The 924-nt window shown below is 30.4% G+C and carries 1 protein-coding gene; it reads right to left on the reverse strand.

Annotated elements, in window-relative coordinates:
* Positions 1 to 856 (reverse strand): IS982 family transposase (locus OEW74_RS19555; RefSeq protein WP_265430076.1); only part of this gene is annotated, 856 nt, incomplete at its 3' end.
* Between the last annotated feature and the right edge of the window lie 68 nt (positions 857 to 924).

The following is a 924-nucleotide window of genomic DNA, read 5'->3' on the forward strand; positions in this document are numbered from 1 at the left end:
TATTTATATTTCTATTTGCATTTCGGTTTATTGTTTGAATGATAGTAAGGGTTACTATTTTTGAGAGTATCCTTGTTTTAAAACCTAAAAAACTTTTGGCGTAATTTCTTCTAATCATAAACTGGTCACAGAGTTGAGAGAATAAAGTTTCTATCCTTTTTCTGGACTTCCGTATTATGTAAGTCTGATTTTTATAGTTTTTTTGATTCTTTCTCATTGGAACTTCCAGCTTTATATTATGTGATGTAAACAAGTCTAATTGGTACTCAGCAGATAGATATCCCTTATCACCCAAGAGTGTGCAATTTTCAATTTGTTGCTTTATATCTTTCAGATAATTAATATCATGAACTGAGGCAGGGCTAATATCTAAACTTTGAAACACACCTTCTACTGAGCAAACCGCATGAAGCTTATAACCATAGTAATGCATTTTCTGTGAAGCACAATACCCTTTGTTTGGAAGCGCATAATCTGTTTCTTTACATATTTTACTGCGTGAACTTCTTGATAATTTGCAAACTTCTAATGGCATGCTGTCTACGAGAAAATACTTTTCAGAGCCATTAAACTTTTCGGATAATAATTTTCTAATTCGTTCCATATGGTTAAATAGCTTTCTTTTTCTTCTATTGTAAACGCTTCGTTCTATAAGTGATTTAATTTCAATAGGTAAGATTCTGAAAAGCTGATGTTCACTATCAATACTCATATATTCAGAAGTCAGATTTATCGCAATTATTCTTAAATCTGTTAGCTTTGGTTTTCGTATCTGAATTAAAAAATTCTCATTATCTAACTCTAATTCCTTTAATACTTCTAAAATTTTCTCGTAATTTGCTGTAAAGTTGTGCATTGAATTGTTTGTGTGGTAACTACAATTTACTGCTTTTTAGCAGTTTGCACAACTTTTATTCAATCTAA

This window comes from Chryseobacterium sp. YIM B08800 (assembly GCF_026163565.1).
Classification (GTDB): Bacteria; Bacteroidota; Bacteroidia; order Flavobacteriales; family Weeksellaceae; genus Chryseobacterium.